General features: G+C 40.0%; 15 protein-coding genes. 8 read left to right on the top strand and 7 right to left on the bottom strand.

Annotated elements, in window-relative coordinates:
- Window positions 1-69 precede the first annotated feature (69 nt).
- Both HWV01_RS09585 and HWV01_RS09580 read right to left on the bottom strand, forming a co-directional pair.
- Window positions 70-786, bottom strand: a complete 717-nt coding sequence (locus HWV01_RS09585; RefSeq protein WP_211675154.1) for an ABC transporter permease — start codon at window positions 784-786, stop codon at window positions 70-72.
- Between the two features lie 3 nt (window positions 787-789).
- Complete coding sequence (locus HWV01_RS09580) at window positions 790-1,503, bottom strand: Crp/Fnr family transcriptional regulator (RefSeq protein WP_211675153.1); 714 nt, start codon at window positions 1,501-1,503, stop codon at window positions 790-792.
- Between the two features lie 234 nt (window positions 1,504-1,737).
- Between HWV01_RS09580 and HWV01_RS09575 the strand changes: the two genes are divergently transcribed.
- Window positions 1,738-2,991 carry a uracil-xanthine permease family protein gene (locus tag HWV01_RS09575; RefSeq protein ID WP_211675152.1) on the top strand — a complete coding sequence of 418 codons (1,254 nt, stop codon included), beginning with the start codon at window positions 1,738-1,740 and terminating at the stop codon, window positions 2,989-2,991.
- A 260-nt stretch (window positions 2,992-3,251) separates the two neighbouring features.
- On the opposite strand, the gene HWV01_RS09570 is transcribed toward HWV01_RS09575, so the two are convergent.
- Together HWV01_RS09570 and HWV01_RS09565 are read right to left on the bottom strand one after the other, a co-directional pair.
- A complete protein-coding gene (locus HWV01_RS09570; protein ID WP_211675151.1) occupies window positions 3,252-3,668 on the bottom strand; it encodes a GFA family protein in 417 nt (138 codons plus the stop codon).
- A gap of 34 nt (window positions 3,669-3,702) precedes the next feature.
- Complete coding sequence (locus tag HWV01_RS09565; protein WP_211675150.1) at window positions 3,703-3,918, bottom strand: dodecin; 216 nt, start codon at window positions 3,916-3,918, stop codon at window positions 3,703-3,705.
- Window positions 3,919-4,079: 161 nt separating this feature from the next.
- On the opposite strand from HWV01_RS09565, the gene HWV01_RS09560 reads away from it, so the two are divergent.
- On the top strand, window positions 4,080-4,802 hold the full coding sequence (locus HWV01_RS09560; protein WP_211675149.1) for an SGNH/GDSL hydrolase family protein: 723 nt from the start codon (window positions 4,080-4,082) through the stop codon (window positions 4,800-4,802).
- Between the two features lie 80 nt (window positions 4,803-4,882).
- Here HWV01_RS09560 and HWV01_RS09555 read toward each other — a convergent pair whose 3' ends face one another.
- Window positions 4,883-6,184: an alpha/beta hydrolase gene (locus HWV01_RS09555; RefSeq protein ID WP_211675148.1), complete on the bottom strand. Its 1,302-nt coding sequence runs from the start codon at window positions 6,182-6,184 to the stop codon at window positions 4,883-4,885.
- Window positions 6,185-6,547: 363 nt separating this feature from the next.
- On the opposite strand from HWV01_RS09555, the gene HWV01_RS09550 reads away from it, so the two are divergent.
- From HWV01_RS09550 to HWV01_RS09540, 3 genes are all read left to right on the top strand, one after another.
- Window positions 6,548-8,860, top strand: a complete 2,313-nt coding sequence (locus HWV01_RS09550; RefSeq protein WP_211675147.1) for a hybrid sensor histidine kinase/response regulator — start codon at window positions 6,548-6,550, stop codon at window positions 8,858-8,860.
- Window positions 8,861-9,163: 303 nt separating this feature from the next.
- A complete protein-coding gene (locus HWV01_RS09545; RefSeq protein WP_211675146.1) occupies window positions 9,164-9,529 on the top strand; it encodes a hypothetical protein in 366 nt (121 codons plus the stop codon).
- Window positions 9,530-9,605: 76 nt separating this feature from the next.
- On the top strand, window positions 9,606-10,532 hold the full coding sequence (locus HWV01_RS09540; protein WP_211675145.1) for a diguanylate cyclase domain-containing protein: 927 nt from the start codon (window positions 9,606-9,608) through the stop codon (window positions 10,530-10,532).
- 68 nt (window positions 10,533-10,600) lie between these two features.
- Here the strand turns inward: HWV01_RS09540 and hrpA are convergent, their stop codons facing one another.
- On the bottom strand, window positions 10,601-14,509 hold the full coding sequence (hrpA, locus tag HWV01_RS09535; RefSeq protein ID WP_211675144.1) for an ATP-dependent RNA helicase HrpA: 3,909 nt from the start codon (window positions 14,507-14,509) through the stop codon (window positions 10,601-10,603).
- Between the two features lie 507 nt (window positions 14,510-15,016).
- On the opposite strand from hrpA, the gene glpT reads away from it, so the two are divergent.
- On the top strand, window positions 15,017-16,378 hold the full coding sequence (gene glpT / locus HWV01_RS09530; RefSeq protein WP_211675143.1) for a glycerol-3-phosphate transporter: 1,362 nt from the start codon (window positions 15,017-15,019) through the stop codon (window positions 16,376-16,378).
- A gap of 68 nt (window positions 16,379-16,446) precedes the next feature.
- On the opposite strand, the gene HWV01_RS09525 is transcribed toward glpT, so the two are convergent.
- Entirely contained in the window at window positions 16,447-16,872 is a 426-nt protein-coding gene (locus tag HWV01_RS09525; protein WP_211675142.1) for a CBS domain-containing protein, read from the bottom strand.
- A gap of 397 nt (window positions 16,873-17,269) precedes the next feature.
- Between HWV01_RS09525 and leuC the strand changes: the two genes are divergently transcribed.
- Both leuC and leuD read left to right on the top strand, forming a co-directional pair.
- Window positions 17,270-18,670, top strand: coding sequence for a 3-isopropylmalate dehydratase large subunit (leuC, locus tag HWV01_RS09520; protein WP_211675141.1), 1,401 nt, complete (start codon window positions 17,270-17,272; stop codon window positions 18,668-18,670).
- Window positions 18,671-18,701: 31 nt separating this feature from the next.
- Window positions 18,702-19,322: a 3-isopropylmalate dehydratase small subunit gene (gene leuD / locus HWV01_RS09515; RefSeq protein WP_045110698.1), complete on the top strand. Its 621-nt coding sequence runs from the start codon at window positions 18,702-18,704 to the stop codon at window positions 19,320-19,322.
- Window positions 19,323-19,430: the final 108 nt, after the last annotated feature.

Genomic DNA, 19,430 nt, shown 5'->3' with positions numbered 1-19,430 from the left:
CAACCTCTATTTTATAATCGTGTTTACTGAAATACTCATCAGTATTTTATAAATCTTGTCGTTGATAACTCACTGCTTTGTTGACATTAGCGGCTTTATCAAAGATAAGAAAAATGCCGCAGAAATCACGGATGAACCAAACAGCATGCACATAATCATAATTTGGTATCGCACTGCAATGAATGGCGATACGCCGGATAAAATCTGGCCTGTCATCATGCCTGGTAAAGAAACTAAGCCAACAGCAAATAGTGCATTAGTAATCGGTATTAACGACGCTCTTAACGCGATGCCTCGCGCAGTAAAATAGTCATCGCCACGCGTCATTTCCGCATGTAAACGTTCAGCAGACAAACTGACACTATTCATCGCATTGGCAAATGCCATCCCTGCAAGTGGCACCATATATTGCGGATTGTACCAAGGGTCTAGCCCCAGTACGCCAATACTCATCACAAATAAGGTAAACCCGCCCCCAAGTGCAACTGCGATTAATGCATATTTATACATTTTCCAGCGCTGTTCAGGCACTGCACCTAAAGCAATCCAGCTCGAGGCGACAACCATGACGATAAGCACGACAACAACAATGCCAGCACTATGAGATTCAAAAATATATGACAGGAAATAGCCAATTAACAACAATTGAATCAGCATACGTGATAACGCATACAAGCCATTTTTAATCGGTAATCGCCATTGCAACAAGATAGCCAGCGCGACTAACACAGGAATAAAAGCAAAGACCAAATGAGAGAAAGAAATCACCTGAACCGCATTACTCACAGTTTATCCCCCGGTCACTGATTGTACTGGTATATCAGAAGCGGCATACAAGGCATCGATATTTACAATACGAATATGCCCTCTTTTTTCTTCGATCAAGCCTTCTTTAGCCAGTTTTTTGAGTAGACGTGAAAACGTTTCTGGTTGAATCGATAGTAGTGAAGCAAGTGTTCGTTTAGGTATATCTAATTCAATCACACCTTCATTACCGTCTTTGTCTTGAATATTCTGCATCAAGAATAACAGTAAACGGTTTTTGGCATTCTCGACCGATAACATTTCAATTTCGTAAAGATCATGATGTAAACGAATACTCATATTCGCCATAATTGAGATACCCGCCTCTGGGTTATTTTTCAGTATCTTTAAGTAGGTTTCATTATCAAATGTAATCAGTTCACTGGCTGATACCGCTTGCGCTGCCACAGGATAAAACGGTTTGTTATTAAACATTAATGCTTCCGCAAAGGTATTACCTTCACGCATCACTTCGACAACCTTCTCTTGCCCACTTGGACTGGTACGGTAAAGTTTAAGGTGTCCGCGTAACACCAAATAAAATCGACTGGCTTTATCGCCTTGATGAAACACATTCTCTAGTGGTTCTATTTTACATGTTTTGGCGGTATTAAAGAGTTGTTGAAACTCTGCATCCGTAAGGGCTGAAAACAAATGATGAGCTGATACGGTATCGATAATATGACTGTCGGTGATCATGAAATCCAACTTTTAAATGCGGTTGTTATCTGTATATACAGGGGATAGCGTTAAATAAATGATAAGCACCAATATAATGCCATGATTTTGGTTTTAAACAAGCACGATACGTATCATATCATGATCACAAAATTGACCTGCGGCCTAAAAGTTGGGGTTTTATCTATTTTTAATATCAATGGTATAAACTTTATGCTACCGTCCAGCCGTTTATTTAAAAATGGAGATAAAAAAATGCAAATTTTGCAAGGTCTGCAAATGCTATTCGTCGCATTTGGTGCCCTCGTATTGGTTCCACTTCTTACTGGTTTGGATCCAAATGTCGCGCTTTTCGGTGCTGGTCTCGGTACTTTAGTGTTTCAAGTTATCACTAAACGTTCTGTTCCTGTTTTTCTCGCGTCTTCTTTTGCCTTTATTGCTCCGATCATGTTCGGAATACAAACCTGGGGCATCGCGAGCACTATGGGTGGCTTGATGGCTGCTGGTTTCACTTACGTATTATTGTCAGCTGTGATTAAATTCCGTGGCGTAGCAATTATCCATAAGCTACTGCCTCCCGTAGTTGTAGGCCCAGTGATAATGGTAATTGGTCTTGGTTTATCACCTGTTGCAGTCAATATGGCCATGGGTAAAACCGGTGATGGCGCAATACAGTTAATTGATAACGACGTTGCGATTATCATTGCTGCTATATCATTATTTACCACCATTATAGTGAGTGTTTTTGGTAAAGGTCTACTTAAACTGATTCCAATTATGGCGGGTATTATCGCCGGTTATCTTGCAAGTCTTGCTTATGGCATCATCGACTTTGCTCCAGTTGGCCAAGCAAGCTGGTTAGCATTACCAAACTTTACTTACCCAGAATTTAACATCAATGCGATATTATTTATGATCCCGGTTGCGTTAGCCCCTGCGATTGAGCATGTTGGCGACATTCTCGCGATCTCGAATGCGACAGGTAAAGACTACCTTAAGAAGCCAGGTCTACACCGGACGCTTGCTGGTGACGGAATGGCGACAATGGCTGCGTCTATGTTTGGCGCGCCACCAAACACCACCTACAGTGAAGTAACTGGTGCAGTAATACTAACTAAGGCATTCAACCCTGTCATCATGACATGGGCAGCGGTTATCGCAATCGTGTTGGCTTTTGTGGGTAAACTCGGTGCGTTACTGCAAACCTTCCCTGTACCAGTGATGGGCGGCATCATGATCTTACTGTTCGGTACAATTGCAACCGTAGGTCTTAATACACTTATTACTAATCGTGTTGATCTGCATAAGTCTCGCAATTTAATCATTGTTGCGGTGACATTAGTATTCGGTATTGGTGGTATGGCATTTGGTATCGGTGATTTCAGCCTTCAAGGTGTGAGTCTATGCGGTATCGTGGCGATTATTCTTAACTTAGTATTACCACATGACTTGGGTGATAATCATGTTGTTGATAATGTTGAAGTAAACACAGACATTAACACTAAGTAATATCGTTTCTGACTAGATAGATAAGTAGTTAAATAGATAATAACAAGTTATAACAGATAATGTATCGGTTATAACTTGTTAATTCGTTATTATGCAGCCACTGGCTTTGACGTGTCGTAAACCAATTCATAATAATGATTATTGTTATATTCAAATTCTTGAATAACGGTTAACCCTAATTTTTTAGTATGTGCCGTAGCATAAGCGAAAAAAGGCAGGCTTAATGAATAAATCATCAAGCAGTTGCTTGGGTAAAACTCTTACTTTGGAAACCCTGCAAACGTCGGGGCAGCTAAAGCCGCATCATACCAAGCCGCACGCTCATGCCAAAATATATTATCTTGCGGTGCAACGTTAAACACCGTCTCTTCGTCTACATCCAATGAACCCGCAGGTACGATTAAGGTTTTACCTTTATTGACTAAATACGGCAATCCAGTTCCACACTCAGTGCAAAATACACGCGCAAAATGACGATTTGGGTAATCGAATCGTTTGATTTTATCCGTACCTGCCAACCACGAAATGTGGCTGGATTGGCAAAATAAATTAGATGCATGAGCAGAGCCGGTTATTTTTTGGCACTGCTGGCAATGACACAAATGAAATTGACTAAAATCATTGGTAATTTCAAATTTAACTGAGCCACATAGGCAGCCCCCTGATATTTTACTCATCGTTTACATCCTTATAAATCAATTTATTGAAAATTTAACTGTCTCCGATACGGAAACCTATTTTCAGCGTCACTTGAAAATGCCCAACCGCACCATCAACAATATGACCACGGGTTTCAACCACTTCAAACCAATCCATATTCTTTACTGTTTTACTGCACTCTGCAAGTGCATTATGGATGGCCTCTTCAATACTTGTTTTTGACGAACCAACCACTTCAATTTTTTTGTACGTATGATGATTTGACATAACTTACTCCAATTAATCATAAAATAGCCTAAGTGTAAATATAGTTCGATATTTGCATTCCATAACAAGATTACTAAAATTGATTCTATTTATGGCTTTGGGCATAAGCGCGCAAATTAATCGCCGCCGTATTGCTATTATGATTAAATCAAGGAGGTGGTATGTTCAAATTATTAAACAAATTATTAACGAGAGTAGTTTATGCGCCGCTCATTATCGCACAAGGGCAATATGTAAAAAAAGTAACACCAAAGCTACCAGAAGCGGCAGGAGAACGCTCTGGAATGGCAGGAAAAGGACAAAAAATACGACTGCTTATTGTTGGTGATTCTGCCGCTGCTGGTGTTGGTGTGGATAACCAGTCACAAGCGTTAACAGGACACTTGGTTTCGGCACTGGCCGAGTGCTACCAGGTTAATTGGCAGTTATTGGCGAAATCGGGCCATACCACATTAGACAGCCTACAAATGCTATCGGAACAACCGCAACAAACCTTCGATATTATCGTGACCTCATTAGGTGTAAATGATGTCACGGGTACACTAGCAGCATCAACGTGGTTAACTCAGCAACAAGATTTGATCACGCTATTACGCGAACAATTTAACTGCCAACAAATCCTTATCACACAAGTCCCTCCGATGGGACAATTCTCAGTACTACCACAACCATTACGACGTTATTTAGGCGCAAGAGCAGCTCAGTTTAATCGTAAACTAGCAACCCTAATTGAAAGCCAAAGTGATTGTCAATTAATCGATTTCAATGCTGAATTAAATGATAAGGATATGGCTGAAGATGGGTTTCATCCAGGGCCAATTATTTACCAGCAATGGGCTGATATTGTTGCCGATAAAATTAAATCACAACATAACTATGAATAACTTAAGCGAAGAAGCTCTGTATCGACAGAGCTTCTTAACTTATTATTATGGCTCAGTATTAACTAAACAGATTTCGCCAGTTATTCATAATAGGCATAGGGGCGCGCACCTCCATAGTAGCTATACAGCCTTGGTAAAGCTGCTGAGATTTCACCTTTTTGTGGTGCATAGGGATTATTTGTATTCTGGCTATCTTGAAGATATCCCGCCATACCAAATAAGTAATGCTGATTAAGTAAATGACCCCAAGCCTCACCACCTTGTTTTTCGTATACTGCACCATCAATTTCGATAATATCGCTACCATCTTCTCGCAGTGGTGATAGCACGCCCAACCTAGCAACCAAGTCAAATTGATTAGCAAAATTTTCAATATAAGGTAGGCCAATCAACTCCCCTTTGCTATTGGTGGAGTGACAAACATAATTCATTTTATCGGCACAATTAGCAAAAGTATAAACCTCTAGCTTTTTCATCATGCTTACCAAATAAGAATCAAGTTCATCATTGGTAAAGGTAGAAATAGCCTCCATCCAAAATAGATCAAATGCCAGACGTTCTAAATGATTCAACTGCAGTGTTAACTGCATTTCAGGTGCTTGATGCACGACTTTAATTTGGCTGATACTTTTTTGTAATGCCCGTAGTACATTCGCAGTAATGATTGTACCTTGTGAGTGACACAATAATACGACCCTTTCTTTCGCGGGATCTTTCAATGCTGCCAATACTGCAATTGTTGCCTTAACCGCTGGCTCTGTCATCGATTGTTCATCATCAAGATTCGGGTTAGTTTTAAATACTTTACCTGTGACACACTGCACAAGGTCTAAAATCGTTGAATCAGTTTGATTATGTACAACTGTCAATGGGCGCTTGAATAGATGACTAAGTAGCTCAGCGTTCATCATTGCTACATCTTCGTTCGTCGCGATACCATTAACATAGATCCACTGTTCATTGATAAATGAGGTGACGCTTGCTAGCGGGTCTGCTTGTTGAAAATAATGACTTGGTCGCCAAAACAGATTTTGTACTACAGGTGGTAATAACGTTCTAGCCCAGGGGCCTGGTCCATGCGGAAATGCTGGCACTAGGCTATCGACTAAATAATTAGCAGTCCTTATTGGTCGCCAAAAATCAATAATATTAAATTCAGAATCTTTTTTGTGTGGTGGGATCCAAGTACGAATAGGGCCAAATATAGATTGTGTATATAAAGGGGGGAAGAAATTCAATGCTTGAAATAGTACTTTCGCGACAATTTCATAATCGTTATACACTGTCGGTTCATCAATTTTTAACACTGACTCTATAATTTTAGATATTTTGGGATCTAAGGTTTCATTTTTATCCACTGTTTGTTTAACGCTATTTGGCATAATGCACTCCTTGCGATTACTTATAATGTATTAGCACGTACAACATAACCGACACTATTCCTTACCTTTCACAGCTGAGTTAAACTCACTATCAACGCTAACTAATTATTTTTACAGGTCCAAGTGGCGTGCATAATTCCCGCGCTTATTATAAACATTTTTAAAAAGCTTGTGAGCCAGTACTTATATTGAAAGCTAAAATGTGACTTAGAACTTTCCATTTATTAACGCAGGGACATAGACTAGTGACTGCATGAATTGTTCAGCTGTTATTTTGTATATACCTACGCTTCTTCAGGATTTCGAGCGATTTAAAATCACCTTTACTCGGTTTTTATCAATGCCAACTACGTGGATGCTGTAATGTTACTCAAAAATAAGATCGCATTATCATTTATCGGATTAATTTTGTTTTTTTGGCTAACGACCACAGGCATCATGTTCTATAGCATGCAAAAGCAGTTTGAAATAAATACCGGATTACATTTACAACATAATGTTGAGAACGCAGCAAAGAAAGTCGATAACTTTATGCTTAAAGTACAGCTTAACTTTGAACTCCTCAGTAAAAGTCCGTTGTTCGCACTTGCCGACTATGTCGAAATCACCAATCATTTTGAAGACATCATTGACACCTATCCTCATTACAAATCAATATATTACGTAAACGTAAAAGGCAAAATTATAGCGGCATCAGAAAGCCATACAATTAACGACAATATTTTTTCCTATGCCGAAAACATAAAAAATGAATTTAATAAAGCACTCGCCGATCCATCCCATGCATATATTTCTCCTTTAACGCACTTAGGTGGTGAAACTAATAACCACTTTCAGCAACGTCATTTTGACTTTAAATTTGTGAGTGCGGTATTCGACCCTCGAACAGCGAAAGTCATCGGGGTTTTAGTCAGTGAAGTTAATATCACCGAATTATTCGATATCGTTGCTGACATAGACCAACAAACAATTGGTAATGAATATGCCTATTTAGTCGATGACCCAGGGAATGTATTGATCACAACAGATCCTAATACGCGCTTATTAAGCCCACACAAAGACTTAGCAATTGAATCACTACAAGCCAAGCTCGAAGGAGATATGGATGGTTATGCGATCTACAACAATGCCGATAATCGTAAGGTTATTTCTGGTTACGCCGATTTAGGTGAATACGGTGCCGAGATGACTGGCGACTGGTCTTTATTAGCCACGGCGCCTTATGACACCATCATGGCGCCACTATTTGATCTGTTTTATAAATTACTCTTTCTCGTATCTTTATGCATCCCTATTGTGGCTTGGATAAGTTATGTTATTGCTCAAAATATTACTGGCCCACTCACTGACTTGACTAAATTGGCGAACAATATTGGTAAAGGTGATTTTATCGATAAATTACTCATTGATCGCAATTGCGAAGTGGGTACCCTCGGCAACGCATTACTCAATATGAGCCATTCTTTAGAGCATAAAACGCTAGAATTACAAGAAGCTGTGGATCATGCCCGCCGCAGTGAAAAATCAAAAACTCGATTTCTGGCAAATATGAGTCATGAGATCCGAACCCCTATGAACGGTGTATTAGGTATGGGGCAAGTTTTAACTAAAACTCAACTTACAGAAGAGCAAAGCGCCCACCTAAAAACCATTATGGATTCGGGTAATCACATGATGGCATTACTCAATGATATTCTGGACTTTTCTAAAATCGAAGAAGGTCAATTAGATCTAGAAAACGCAAACTTCAATCTATCCGACATTGCAAGTTCTTTAGCTAGCACTTATTACACTCTCGGTATCGAAAAAGGCATTACATTCAGAGTAATTAATAGTTTAAAACACAATAGTTGGTACTTAGGTGACAAAGCCAAAGTCAGGCAGGTCTTGCTTAACTTAGTTAATAACGCACTTAAATTCACTAAACAAGGCGGTGTTACTGTCTCTTTTAATGAAACAAAAGTGGAAGGTAATATACACACTATTTCCATTGCCGTCAGTGACTCTGGAATTGGTATTGCTCGCTCACGAATGACAGCAATTTTTGACCCATTTACACAAGAAGAATCCTCAACAACCCGACAGTTCGGTGGAACAGGCTTAGGCTTATCGATTGTTAAGCAATTACTTAATTTAATGGACGGTAATATCAAACTGGAAAGCGTTAAAGGACAAGGCTCAACATTTACAGTCGAAATTCCGTTAGAGTGCGGCGAAGAAACAAAAATTGTGACCCCACTTAACCATGGCATCACTGATTTTTCCGGATTACATGTACTGATAGTCGAAGATAATAAAGTAAACCAGCTTGTCCTGTCTTCATTCTTGAAACTCCGACAAATCAGCAGTGATATTGTTGAAAATGGCGCTCAGGCCATTGCAAAAGTACAGACTCAGCATTACGATTTGATATTAATGGATAATCATATGCCTGTTATGAATGGTATTGATGCGATAAGTGCTATACGTACATTACCACTTGATATTGCAACCTTGCCCATATTTGCCTGTACTGCGGATGCCTACGAGGACACACGTATCCACATGCTTAACGCAGGTGCAGACTACGTATTAACAAAACCATTAAAAGAAGAGGCGCTATTATCAGCACTCATGCAGTTGAACAACCGCAACGGCTTACTTTTAAACAACCCACGCTTAACCCCCCTCGTTTAACCTTCCATTGTAAGTTCATCAATAACCTGCTCTAAATATAATTAATGAACCCACATAAAAGTACTGTATGTAATACTGTATAAGCCACCAGTAATAAACGGAATTCAGTTTGTTAATACGATGAGAGCCCCACTCAAGTGATCGACCAAAAAAAAACAATAAATAGATAAATAACATTAGAATCATCAAGTTATACAATACCACTTCAGATTTACTCATTTAAAAGAGAATAAATGCTTGCAAATACCACCACAAAATACTACTGTACATATAACCACTGGATATAAAGACAGGCCCATAACCATGCAAACTAAATCTTTTATATATAACGCGAATACTTCTACACAAAATCAGCCTTTGACTCATGTTGATGAAGCCGTAATTGAAGATAGCCATGGTCACTGGACTGCAATCATTGCACCACCAATGACACTGACTGCCGCATTACTATGGCAACATGGGATTAGCGCAGATAGTGCACTAATCATCCATAAAGCTAAAGTGAACAATAAATTTCATACTCTATTAAAAGCAGCTCAAAGCCCAACTATTTCAGCTATTGTAACCTGGGATGACGAGCTAACAGCTGACGAAATATTTCAAGTTAAGGCAACGATGAAGGCGTATAACACTAAGTGTGTGATACAGAGCAACAAAAGATTACACTAACTAAACAGATACTTGCTATATTTAGTTATCTGAACCGTATTTATCGGACAACGACTAAAAAGAGCAAGGACTGCCGATGAAGATCCTCATAATCGATGACTCCAAAATTGAACGACTGATTATTCGATCTTACCTACAACATCTTAATCACGAAGTCTTCGACGCAGAAAATGGTGAAACAGGCATCGCACTATTTTCAGAATGTAATCCAGATATTGTGTTACTGGGTGTTGTGATGATAGGTATTAACGGTTATCAAGTAGCAAAACAAATTAGGCAAGAATTTACTGATTGGGTGCCCATTATATTTCTCAGTGGTAAAACTGAGCCAGAAGATGTTATGGTTGGTATTGAAGCAGGTGGTGATGACTACTTACCAAAACCCATTCAGAAACAAATCCTTATAGCTAAAATGACAGCGATGGAGCGCATTGCGACAATGCGTTCACAGCTATTAAAAACCAAAAATGATTTGGAATTGGCAAATGAAGAATTAGAACGCTTGGCCACGCTTGATGGCTTAACTGGCATTGCCAATCGTAGACACCTAGATGCTATGTTTTCAAAAGAGTTGTCACGTGCCAAACGCCATGCTCAACCCCTTACCTTTATCCTTGCTGATATAGATTTCTTTAAAATATACAATGATCACTACGGTCACGTCCAAGGTGATGAGTGTTTAAAATTGGTCGCATCCACACTTAACAAGTCCCTGCGAAGACCTTCTGAGTTAGTCGCCCGTTATGGGGGGGAAGAATTCTGTATGTTATTACCAAATACAGATACAAAAGGCGCTAAATTAGTTGCTGAAAAACTCGTTAATGTAGTGAGATCATTAGAGATTCAACATGCTGGAATCAATGAACATGCCATAATCACCATGAGTTTTGGTGTCGTCAGTGTAATCCCTGATAGGAAAATAACGGTAAAAAGCTTAATACAGCAAGCAGATAACAAATTATATCAAGCGAAAAATAATGGCCGAGACCAATGGGTAATATAATGAAAAGGGAAGCCATATGGCTTCCCTTTTTCATTATAACAGTCCAGTCCGAAATAGAATTAAGGCCACTACAAACTCGCTTTAAACTCTGCAAATGCGATTTTTACGCGCTTAATAGATACAGGATAACTGGTCCCTAATTGTTGAGCAAATAACGATACACGTAGCTCTTCCAACATCCAACGCAGTTTTAATAACTCACTTTGTTGTGCAAGTGTTAATCGCGGCATCTTAGTTAACTGGATATAATTTTCCAATAACGGTTGCACTTCAACTGAGTTACCACGATCACGAATAGGATCAATCTTAAGCTTATTCAATCGATGCTCAATCGCAGCAATGTAACGTTGAACATCTGCTAATTTTTTAACACCTGTATTGGTCACAAAACCACTGTAAATAAGCTTCGCTAATTGCGCTTTGATATCACCATTAGCCACGATCATATCAAGAGATACTTTGCCTTTAATCTGTTTATGCACTTGATGCGCGGCAGTGAGAATCTTCTCAACCTGCTTTGCGACTTCAACCGTCTCATCTGCGATATTGGCACGAACCAGTTCTTTTAATGCTTCAAAACTTTCTGCATCACTCGGAGCAGGCTGTTTTGCAATTATGCTATCAACAGCGCAAGAAATACAATCGTGGATCAGATCAGTCACTTTACCAAACGGATTGAAATACAGTCCAAGTTTCGCTTTGTTTGGTAGTTTCTGTTCAAGGTATTTAATCGGTGACGGTACATTAAGTAAAATCAAGCGACGCAAACCCGCTTTAGCAGCAACAGCAGCGTCTTCTTGATGATCAAACAGCTTAATTTCAACCGACTTTTTATTATCAACTAAAGCGGGATACGCTTTAACTTCATAACCGCCATGTTTTTGTTTAAATTCAGTCGGTAAATGACCAAAGTCCCAGGTAATAAGATCTGTCTTCTCAATACCTTTGTCAGCCACCTTCACTAAGGTTTCTTGAATATTACCTTGCAGTTGCTGTTTTAATGCACCTAAGTCATCACCAAAACTAATTTGTTTTAGTTTTTCATCAACAACTTTAAAATGAATTTTAAGGTGCGTCGGCAGCGTCAAGTGCTCCCATACATCTTGCTCTAAACGGACACCCGTCATGCGCAATAACTGTTTGTTCAGACTTACAGCTAATTCACCTTGGCTAGGGTCCATATTCTCCAGCGCTGCACCCGCATAATTTGGCGCAGGTACAAAATTACGGCGCAGTGTTTTTGGCAGCGCCTTAATCATGGTGATGATTAATTCTTCACGTAAAGCCGGGATCTGCCAATCAAAGCCTTGTTCATTGACTTGATTGAGGATCGCTAATGGAATAATAACCGTGATACCATCTTCAACAGTACCCGGTTCGAAATTGTATTCCAGTTTGAATTTAAAGCTGTTTTGACTCCAAAACTCTGGATAGCTATGTGCAGTAATCGCTTCTGCATTATGCTTCATCAAACGAGCTTGGGTTAGCGTTAATAAATCAGGTGTTTGCTTGCTCTCTTTTTTCCACCAGCTATCAAAGTGACGACCAGAGCAAACGTGTTCAGGAATAATATCCGCATAAAAACCAAACAAATCATCGTCACTAACCAAAATATCACGACGACGCGACTTATGTTCTAACGCATGAATACGCTCTACTTCCGCCATATTGTGCTTAAAGAATGCATGTTTAGTATTAAATTCACCTTCAACTAAACCACTACGAATAAATATTTCACGGCATAATGCCGGGTCAATTTGACTGTAGTTCACCATGCGCTTAGCAACAATGACTAAACCATACAAAGTTACTTTTTCAGCAGCAACAACCGCACCACGGCGTTTTTCCCAATGCGGTTCGCTGTACGTTGATTTGTTTAAATGTGTAGCAAGCGGTTCAATCCATTCCGGTTGGATTTTCGCTGCGATACGGCCGAACAAACGCGATGTTTCCACCAGTTCCGCAACCATTACCCACTTAGGCTGTTTTTTGAATAAACCAGAGCCAGGGAAGATATTAAACTTACTGTTACGTGCACCTAAATAATCTTGGTCTTTATCTTTAAAACCAACGTGACTTAACATACCCGACAATAGCGCTTTATGAATATTATCGCCGTTACTGATCGCGCCTTCTTCATTAACTTCAACAGGCTTAACATTAAAGCCGAGTTCTTTCACCACTTGCGACAGCTGCGAGTAAATATCTTGCCATTCACGTACACGCATATACGCAAGATAATCTTTCTTACATAAGCGACGGAACTGTGATGACGATAACTCGTCTTGTTGCTGTTTGACGTAATTCCAAAGGTTCAAGAAGGTGATGAAATCAGATTCTTTATCATAAAAACGACGATGTTGTTCATCTGCCGCTTGCTGTTTTTCTATTGGTCGTTCACGTGGGTCTTGAATCGACAATGCCGCCGTAATCACCATCACTTCATTCAAACAACCATTGGTGTTTGCTTCCATAACCATACGTGCAAGACGTGGATCAATCGGCAATTTAGCCAACGCAATACCAACCGGCGTCAGGCGTTTATTATGATCAGCGTTACTGATATCAATGGCGCCTAATTCTTCAAGCAGTTTTAGACCATCGGTAATGTTACGACTGTCTGGTGGCTGTACGAATGGGAAATTAGCAACGTCGCCTAACCCCAATGCATGCATTTGTAAAATAACAGAAGCAAGGTTAGTACGCTGGATCTCAGGGTCGGTAAACTCAGGACGATTATTGAAATCTTCTTCACTATAAAGTCGAATACAAATACCCGCACTCACACGACCACAACGGCCCATACGCTGATTAGCACTGGCCTGTGAGACAGCTTCAATCGGTAAGCGTTGTACCTTGGTACGATAGCTATAACGGCTAATACGCGCAGTACCTGGGTCAATCACATACTTGATACCCGGTACCGTTAACGATGTTTCTGCCACGTTAGTCGCTAATACCACTCGACGACCAACATGACTTTGGAAAATACGGTTCTGCTCGGCATTCGTTAAGCGCGCATACAAAGGCAGTACTTCGGTATCTCGAAGTTTTAACTTGTTTAACGCATCTGCAGTATCACGTATCTCACGTTCACCGTTAAGGAAGACTAGGATATCCCCAAGGCCTTCACTCTGCAGTTCATCTACGGCATCAACAATGCCTTGGATTTGATCGCGTTCGTGCCCATCGTCTTGTTCTGCTAACGCGTTATAACGCACTTCAACAGGATAAGTACGGCCAGACACTTCGATCATCGGCGCGTTATTAAAGTGCTTAGAAAAACGTTCTGGATCAATCGTCGCAGACGTAATAATCACTTTTAAATCGGGACGACGGTTAAGTAATTGTTTTAAATAACCGAGGATAAAATCAATATTTAAGCTACGCTCATGGGCTTCATCAATAATGATCACGTCATATTTACTTAAGAAGCGATCTTGTTGGATCTCAGCCAGTAAAATACCGTCGGTCATCAGCTTGATGTAACTTTTCTTGCTGACGTTATCGCTAAAACGGATCTTATAACCTACGTGCTCACCAAGCTCTGAATTAAGCTCTTCAGCAATACGATTCGCAACCGTACGAGCCGCAAGTCGTCTTGGCTGTGTATGCCCTATCATGCCATCAATACCTAAACCGAGGTCGAGGCATATTTTAGGGATCTGAGTGGTTTTACCCGAGCCAGTTTCGCCTGCAATAATAACCACTTGGTTATTTAAAATAGCATTAGCGATATCATCACGCTTTTGACTAATAGGCAGATCTTCAGGATAAGAGACTACTGGTAAGTTATCAATACGCGACTGACGCAGGCTCGACGATGCCGCAATATCTTGCTGCAGCTTATCAAAAGCTTTTTCTTGCTTTTCAGAAGGTAATTTTTGCGCTGTTTGCAAACGACGTTTAAAACGAAAACGATCGGAATGCATACAGTTAGATAGTTCAGCCGTCAGGGATTTTAAGATACTCTGCATAATAGTTAGAAAGCGCCCATTAACTCTAGTTTTAAAAGCGAAATACTATGCCAGTATCTCTAGAATTTCAAATGATTATTGGATTTCAAATGAAAAGCACTTCAGTCACCTCGCTATAACCTCGATTGGTCATCGTGATGGCACACTTTTTAGGCTATTAGTTAAACACTGAGCAAAATATAAATTTAATGAAATATATGGCACATATTATTTACACTGCTTGACATATAAAGCCGAAAAATAACGACACCACCACTAAATGAGTAGTTACTACCTAGATTAACAGCCTGTCACGATTTATTTACAGACGCCAAAACAAGCAATCAAATCACATATGCCTATCCATATGTGTTGCTTATTTGATTCTAAAGATATATTTATGAGATCTAGGTCACACATTAAATAATCGAAAGAAAATAAAATCCAAACGATTTTCGCTCGAACGAACTTCAAACCCTATAAAATGGTTATTTAAAACCATCAACACGTTGAAACTCGAGGTTATAAATGTTTGGTATTTTCAAACCGAAAGAGCACATTGCTCGTTTACCCGCAGACCAAGTTGACTCCACCTATAAATATTTAAGGTGGCAGTTATTCTTTGGTATTTTCTTTGGCTATGCAGGCTACTACCTAGTTCGTAAAAACTTCAGTTTGGCCATGCCATACCTGATTGAACAAGGCTTTAGCCGTGGTGATCTGGGTGTTGCTTTATCTGCAGTATCTATTTCTTATGGACTCTCTAAATTCCTGATGGGTAGTGTCTCTGACCGCTCTAACCCACGCTATTTCTTAACCGCTGGCTTATTAATGTCAGCTGCCGTTATGTTTACTTTTGGCTACATGCCTTGGGCAACCAGCAGTATTACTGCGATGTTCGTTTTACTGTTTTTAAATGGTTGGTTCCAAGGTATGGGTTGGCCAGCTTGTGGTAGAACCATGGTTCACTGGTGGTCTAAAAAAGAACGTGGTGAATTAGTCTCGGTTTGGAACGTTGCGCATAACGTCGGTGGCGGCTTAATCGGCCCTATGTTCTTACTTGGCTTATGGGCATTTAATGACGATTGGCATACCGCATTTTATGTACCAGCTTTCTTTGCTGTACTCGTCGCAGTCTTTGTCTGGCTCACTGTGCGTGATACTCCGCAATCTTGTGGGTTACCACCAATCGAAGAATATAAAGATGATTATCCAGATGATTACAGCACAGATCATGAACAAGAAATGACGGCAAAAGAGATTTTCTTAAAATATGTTCTTAATAATAAACTGTTATGGTCTATCGCGGTTGCTAACGCCTTTGTTTATATGATCCGTTACGGTGTTTTAGATTGGGCACCTGTGTACCTGAAAGAAGCAAAAGGTTTCACTGTAGATGGCTCTTCTTGGGCTTATTTTTTGTATGAATGGGCGGGTATTCCAGGCACCCTACTTTGTGGTTGGATTTCAGATAAATTATTTAAAGGACGTCGTGCACCAGCGGGAATACTATTTATGGCGCTAGTGACGATTGCTGTACTTGTTTACTGGTTTAACCCGCCAGGGAACCCAGCCATCGATATGGCGGCATTAATTGCGATTGGGTTCCTGATTTACGGCCCGGTTATGTTAATTGGTCTATACGCACTTGAGCTTGCACCTAAAAAAGCGGCAGGCACTGCAGCGGGTCTAACAGGTCTATTCGGCTACCTAGGCGGCGCAGTTGCTGCCAATGCAGTACTTGGCTATACAGTTGACCATTTTGGTTGGGATGGTGGCTTCATGGTTCTCGTCGCCTCTTGCTTAGCCTCTATCATTTGCTTAAGTTACGCTTATTTTGGTGAAAAGCGTTTTCACGCTAACAAAACTGGCGATACTGCGGTTGCATAAGTAATTAGTATTAGTTGATAGCTTAGAGGCTGCAATCGTTGTAGCCTCTTTTTATTGCACTGGGGTTGCTAAATATTCGCGGCATTTAAATAACACGCCTGTTGTTGTTTATCCATTGCTTTGAGTACATTTCGACGAGAAATGATCCCCACTAATAATCCTTCATCGTCAATCACAGGATAAACTTTAGGCTTCTCTTCTAGCATTTGCTGCGCGAGTTCAATAATACTGTCCGTCACCCGAACCGTGAGCACATCCTTTCTCATCAAGTCTTCAACTATCGCGACCTCTTCACAGTAATAACTCGATTCCAGTAACGATGCTAAGCAATCCTGTTCTGAAATCCAGCCAATGAGCGTATCACTATCATTCACCACAGGCGCACCAATATGAGTAGATCTTAGTAATCTATCAACCGCCGTTGCCACAGGCATATTTGCAGTCAATTTAACTGGCCGCAACTGCATATAGTCAGATACCTTTAAAGAATTCATTCCCTCACTCCTTTAATCATTGATCTATTTAAAATAATACATGGTTACTACTTCTTCTAAGCATAGGTTATATGGTTATTTCTACAATCATGACCTTAATATTGTAGAAATAACTTTATTTACCACGTTGAAAAACTAAAAAGTCTAAATATTAAACATATTATAAAAAACAAATAACCCCGCCAACGGCAAATATATCAATGCATAAAACTAGGTATGTTAAATTAAACAGATTTATACTCCAATAAAAGTCGATAATGACAAACAATAACAAATTGGATATTTATAATTCTAACTATTTATGAAATTATGTTCTTGAAGAAGGTCACACTATTGTCATAGTATCAAGACATAAGAAAGTATAAATATCTCGCTTGATGGGAAGGGAAGCAAAGCAATGAAAAAGACAATGTATGAAAAAATTTGGGATTCACACTTAGTTCATGAACCGAAAAATGGAACCCCGCTGCTCTACATCGATCGTCACTTGATGCATGAAGTAACAAGCCCACAAGCATTTGAAGGCTTAAAAGTACAAAAACGTAAGATCCGTAATCGTCATAGTATTCTAGCGACAATGGATCACTGTGTACCAACCGTTGACCGTCATCTACCAATTAAAGATCCAATTGCAGCAAAGCAAATTGATACGATGGCAAACAACTGCAGTGAACACGACCTCCTTATTTACGATATGCAAAACGTTAATAATGGTGTTATCCATATCGTTGTACCTGAGCATGGCTTTATCCATCCAGGTATGACTGCTGTTTGTGGTGATTCACATACTGCAACACACGGTGCATTTGGTGCCTTAGCGTTCGGTATCGGTACTTCTGAAGTTGAGCACGTAATGGCAACTCAAACGCTACAGCAGAAAAAATCAAAAACCATGCTTGTAAGCGTAGAAGGTACATTATCGAAGTATTCAACAGCTAAAGATATTGCCCTTGCTGTTATCGGTAAAATTGGTACTGCAGGCGGTACTGGTCATGTAATCGAATTTGCGGGCTCTGCAATTCGAGATCTGACAATGGAAGGTCGTATGACCTTATGTAACATGGCGATTGAAGGTGGCGCACGTGCCGGTCTTATTGCTCCAGATGAAACAACATATGCTTACCTTAAAGGTAAAGAATTTGCACCCAAAGGTGATCACTGGGCTGCTGCACTCGCATACTGGGAGTCACTACCAACTGATGACGGCGCTGTATTTGATACTACTATCAAGCTTAAAGCGGAAGATATTGCACCACAAGTGACTTGGGGTACATCGCCAGAGCAAGTTGTAGCAGTAAACGCAAGTGTACCTTCACCAAGTGATTTCAGTGATGAAATTAAAGCTTCTGCATGTAAAGGTGCCCTTGCCTACATGAACATTGAAGCCGGAGCAGCAATCACTGATATTAATATTGACCTTGTGTTCGTTGGTTCTTGTACTAACGGCCGTATTGAAGATTTCCGTGCCATTGCTGAATTAACAGTCGGTAAAAAGGTGAGCGCTTCAGTACAAGCAATTGCAGTTCCAGGTTCATACCTTGTTAAAGAACAAGCTGAAAAAGAAGGTCTAGATAAGATCTTAGTTGATGCTGGTTGGGAATGGCGTGAACCAGGTTGTTCTATGTGTTTAGCAATGAATGGTGACCAACTAAGCGAAGGTCAACGTAGTGCGTCTACGTCAAACCGTAACTTCGAAGGTCGTCAAGGTAAAGGTGGTCGTACACACCTTGTATCACCAGCAATGGCTGCAGCAGCAGCAATTGAAGGCCATTTTGTTGACATCCGTAACTGGGCATAAGCTTTAGCACATTAGTGATCAAGGAATTAAAATGAAAGCATATAAAAATCATACTAGTGTTGCTGCATTAATGAATCGTAGCAACGTAGATACAGACCAAATCATTCCAAAACAGTTCTTGAAAAAAGTAGAACGTACTGGTTTTGGCATTCACTTATTCCATGACTGGCGTTTTCTTGATGATGGTTCAGAAAATCCTGAGTTTGAGTTAAACAAACCTGCATTCAAAGGCGCTAAAATTTTAGTTGCTGGCGATAACTTTGGTTGTGGTTCATCACGTGAACATGCGCCGTGGGCAATTGAAGATTTTGGTTTCAATACCATTATTTCAACTAGCTATGCTGATATCTTCTATTCTAACTGCTTTAAAAACGGTATTTTACCAATCCGTGTAAGCAAAGAAGAACTCACCGCATTAATGGCTGAAATTGATGCTAACGAAGGTATCGAGTTTACTGTTGACCTACCTGCACAAACAGTAACAACACCGGGTGGTATTGTTATTAATATTGAGGTTGACCCATTCCGTAAACAAAGCCTTATCGAAGGTGCTGATGATATTTCATGGACATTAAAGCATGAAGCTAAAATCAGTGAATTCGAAGCTAAAAATAAGCAGCAGTTTCCATGGCTATGGCCTGAAGCAAGCTAACTTTTCGGTATAGCACGGTCTTAATACATCACTGAACACACTAAGATTCGGTTTAACAGCGGATAGTTATCTTCTATCCGCTCTTTCCCTACAATTTGAAGCAGGTAG

It is taken from the genome of Moritella sp. 5 (genome assembly GCF_018219455.1).
Lineage (GTDB): Bacteria > Pseudomonadota > Gammaproteobacteria > Enterobacterales > Moritellaceae > Moritella.
This window is presented reverse-complemented; position numbering and strand designations above follow the sequence as displayed.